The sequence below is a fragment of the Dolichospermum compactum NIES-806 genome (assembly GCF_002368115.1).
In the GTDB taxonomy this organism is placed as follows: domain Bacteria; phylum Cyanobacteriota; class Cyanobacteriia; order Cyanobacteriales; family Nostocaceae; genus Dolichospermum; species Dolichospermum compactum.
This window is the reverse complement of sequence record NZ_AP018316.1, coordinates 2,480,291-2,484,056: the sequence shown is the minus strand read 5'-3', so window position 1 is coordinate 2,484,056 and position 3,766 is coordinate 2,480,291. Positions and strand designations below refer to the sequence as shown.

Here is a 3,766-nt window from a genome sequence, read left to right as displayed (position 1 = left end):
TTAGTGTGACACTTGCGTAAGTCCTAAAAATAAAGATATCCGACTATTTCATAATTAGTAAAATATAATATTTTGAGGATAATTTTCTGGCTTATAAACATCAGCGTTGATGTTTATAAGCCACTACAGCTATGCAAGTTCTTCTTCTCTTATACTTTCACTGATAACTTCAACTAATTCTGGCATACTTTCAAACTCATCTTGATTTGTTTGATCCAGTAATGAGCATAAATCTATAGTTTTGTCTTTTGTCCAGTGAATTTCTTCATGACCTCTTGCTTGTTCCAGTATTTTGTGTTTATTTGCAGGAAAGTCTATACCTGCAAGTGCTTGAGTTACTGCTGCTACTCCATAAGCTTCACCTTTCTCAGGACCGCGATGATGTTCTTGTCCTTGTTCGGATTTAGTAGCCATAAAGTTCTCCTGACATTATCGTCGTAGCTTATCTATTTACTTCTCTACGCTAAAACTGTTATTTATTAATTCCTTCTATCTTGAGAATTACTTTTTATGAAGGCAAAAATCACTCTCTAGTAGAGAAAATTTTTTTGAAGAAATATAATTTCTTCAGTAAAGTTAAGTCTCGTAAAAATTATGCTAATTTTCTGAATAATTAAGGCTGATAGTAAGATGAAAATACCTTAAATGCTGGTTATTAAACCAAACAAAAAGTTCGCTAATCAATAACAAAACAAAATTCAATAAATTAAGAAAGCACAGGTAAAACAAAATTTAGCTTCTTCCCCCGTGAGTCTTTCCAAACCAACTTCCCCGCCAGGGGATGGAAACTGTGTGGCTAAGGCATATGCAATTGAGTAGAGCAATAGCCGTAAGAATATCTAGAAGCTCTATCTCCAGTTTAGTAGAAGCTGGGAGTTTGTTATATTGGAGTCAAAGACAAGTAGTTGAAGTTTTTTTGTATCGTAATATTTATGACTCCCAATCCCGCCATTATGCGTTCTGTAGAACAACTGGGCTACCGAGTCACAGTTGGTGATGTTGCCACTCAGATAGGATTAAGTATAGCTGAAGTTAATCAAAGTTTATTAGCCCTAGCGGCTGATGCTGGGGGACATTTGCAGGTTGCAGAATCAGGTGATGTTGTTTACCAATTTCCCAAAAATTTTCGTGATATTATCCGCAATAAATACTTGCAAATTAGATTCAAAGAATGGTGGAAAAAAGTTTGGTCTGTCTTATTTTACCTCATTCGCATTTCCTTTGGCATTCTTTTAGTTGCTTCTATCTTGCTAATTACTCTAACTATCATCATTATTATGACTGCTAGTTCAGATCGAGATAATGACAATCGCGGGAATAATTTTAGGGGTTTTAATTTCTTTTTCTTCCCAGATTTATTCTGGTACTTTAGCCCAAATTATCGTGATACCTACCAAGAACGGCGGAAGGAACGGGGCGAAAATAGTGAAATGAATTTTTTTGAAGCTGTGTTTTCATTTCTCTTTGGAGATGGTGATCCTAATGCCAATTTGGAAGAACGCCGTTGGGAAGAAATTGGGGCTGTAATTAGTAATAATCAAGGTGCAGTCGTGGCGGAACAAGTTGCTCCTTTTCTGGATGATGTTGGCGAAAAATATCAACAAGAATATGAGGATTATATGTTGCCTGTGCTGGTAAGATTCAATGGAATGCCCCAGGTGAGTTCTGATGGTCAAATAGTATATTATTTTCCAGAGTTACAGGTAAGAGCTAGTAAAAAACAGCGGCGCTCAATATCTGAATATTTGCATGAATTTTCCTGGAATTTTAGTGCGGCTAGTTCTGGACAAATTATGCTCAGTGCTGGTTTAGGAGGGGTGAATTTTGTAGGAGCTTTAATTTTGGGCAATTTATTAAAAAATAGCATAATTGCGGCTCAGGTTGGCGGATTAGTAGCTTTTGTGCAGGGTATTTATGGATTGTTATTGGCTTATGGTACAGGGTTTCTCGCTATTCCCTTAATTCGGTATTTTTGGATTAAGCGACGCAATAATCAGATTTCTACTCGCAATCTTCAACGCCAAGAACGGGCTAGGTTATTAGCAGGTGCGGATGTTTCTTTACGGAAAAAGATCGCTTTTGCTCGTGAATTTGCCACAGAAAAAGTGATTGGTAAGGAAGATTCTGTTTATTCCACAGATACAGATTTACTGGAACAGGAATTTAAGAATAAGCAAATAGGTGACTAGTCAGTTGTCAGTTGTCATTGGTTGTTGATCATTATTCCCCCTGCTCCGTGCCCTCACAAGGGTAGGTTTTTAATATTGTCTGTGAAGGCAAGACTGGGAAGACTTGGAGGGAACGTAGACAAGGAAGATTCTATACGCACAATAGTCTTTTAACGGTGTGTTATTGTTGCCAAAAAACATCATCCTGTAGGGTTTTCCTCCCTTGTCACCTTGTCCACCTTGTCGCCCAAGTCTTGCCCTCACCAGAATGTAAAAAACCTACACCTGTCAGCTGCTCCCTGCCCCCTGCCTCCTACTTTGCTTGAATAGGTGTCAGGGCTACACCTTTGTAGTAGTATCCTAAAATTTGTAGGTGGTTTGCACCACGTTTTGCTAGTTCATAAGCTCCCCACTGGCTCATTCCTAAACCGTGTCCAAAACCTAATCCTTGAATGACAAAACCGCCATTTGCGTCTTTATTAACAATAAAACGGGTACTTTTAATTCTGAGTGCGGTTCTCACTTCTTCACCTTGGAGAATTTTAGTCCCTTTATCACCAATAATTTTTAAGGATTTGACACTTTTAAAAGGTGAGAGTGTTTCGATAATCATGTCTTTGACATTACCGACACCCGAAATTCTGGCACTAATTTCTCCGGGGGTAAAGGTTTTTACCCAGTTACATTCTTTAATATTTTGATCAAAGTCGGGAACAGCCCGCAGGTAAGGTTCTTTGCTAGTCCAGACATCTTCGACGTTTTCGGTGTGTCCACCGGAACAAGCGTGAAAGACGGAAAGAATGATTTTGTTGTTGTAGGTGAGGACTTTGCCGGCGGTGGTGTCTGCTGCAATGTAGGTTTTGGGGGCTTCACTACTGACACCTTTGTAAATTTGCCAACGGTCTGGACTATCTCCTAAGTCGTAAAGGGGATTTCTCCGTTGTCTTTCACGTTCATAAAGGGCATAGGTGCGGGCTGCTATGGCTTGGGCGTTGAGGGCTTCTTGTGGCCAGCTAGTGTTCATTTCTCCACCAATGACGCTGTAGAGATATTCTTCTAAATCTACCCAGTTAACAGCGGTTAAACCGTTGGCTGTGGGGACTACTAGGGTTCTACCACGAAACCAGCGATCGCCTATATAAACATATCCCTTATTGGTGGGTTCTATCCAAAATAACCCCGATTGCCATCTATCTAAAGCTACTCCCCCAGGAACTGCTTGAGCCGCAAATGCACTCATTCCCGGTAGTTCTCCGAGAATCTTACCACTACTATCTTTAACAATAGCGGTTGTCGAAGCACCGACTTTTACCTGTTTGACTTCTCTTTCAATTGCCACACGCAGAATTACAGATGCTTGTGCAGGAGCAAGTAATACAAACCAGATCAGGATACCTATCCACCAATGTCTACCTTTAATCTCAGAAAACAAATTGCCTAATAAAAGTTGGAATTTCATGCTAATTGTTTGATCACAAAATAGAACGAATGGCACCGAAGCCACTTGGCTTCAGACAGTGGAGGAAGTGCCAACGGCTTTCGCGGAGCGTGCCGGAGGCTTTATAAGCGTCTACTATTCTAGTTCAGCAATTCTCTAG

General features: G+C 39.9%; 3 protein-coding genes. 1 reads left to right on the top strand and 2 read right to left on the bottom strand.

All coding sequences use genetic code 11. From position 1 onward, the window contains the following. Positions 1 to 129 precede the first annotated feature (129 nt). Positions 130 to 414: a DUF5785 family protein gene (locus CA730_RS11870; RefSeq protein ID WP_096667469.1), complete on the bottom strand. Its 285-nt coding sequence runs from the start codon at positions 412 to 414 to the stop codon at positions 130 to 132. Between the two features lie 518 nt (positions 415 to 932). On the opposite strand from CA730_RS11870, the gene CA730_RS11865 reads away from it, so the two are divergent. Next, on the top strand, positions 933 to 2,189 hold the full coding sequence (locus tag CA730_RS11865; protein WP_096667467.1) for a hypothetical protein: 1,257 nt from the start codon (positions 933 to 935) through the stop codon (positions 2,187 to 2,189). A 292-nt stretch (positions 2,190 to 2,481) separates the two neighbouring features. Here CA730_RS11865 and CA730_RS11860 read toward each other — a convergent pair whose 3' ends face one another. Further along, positions 2,482 to 3,627 carry a SpoIID/LytB domain-containing protein gene (locus CA730_RS11860; RefSeq protein WP_096667465.1) on the bottom strand — a complete coding sequence of 382 codons (1,146 nt, stop codon included), beginning with the start codon at positions 3,625 to 3,627 and terminating at the stop codon, positions 2,482 to 2,484. Between the last annotated feature and the right edge of the window lie 139 nt (positions 3,628 to 3,766).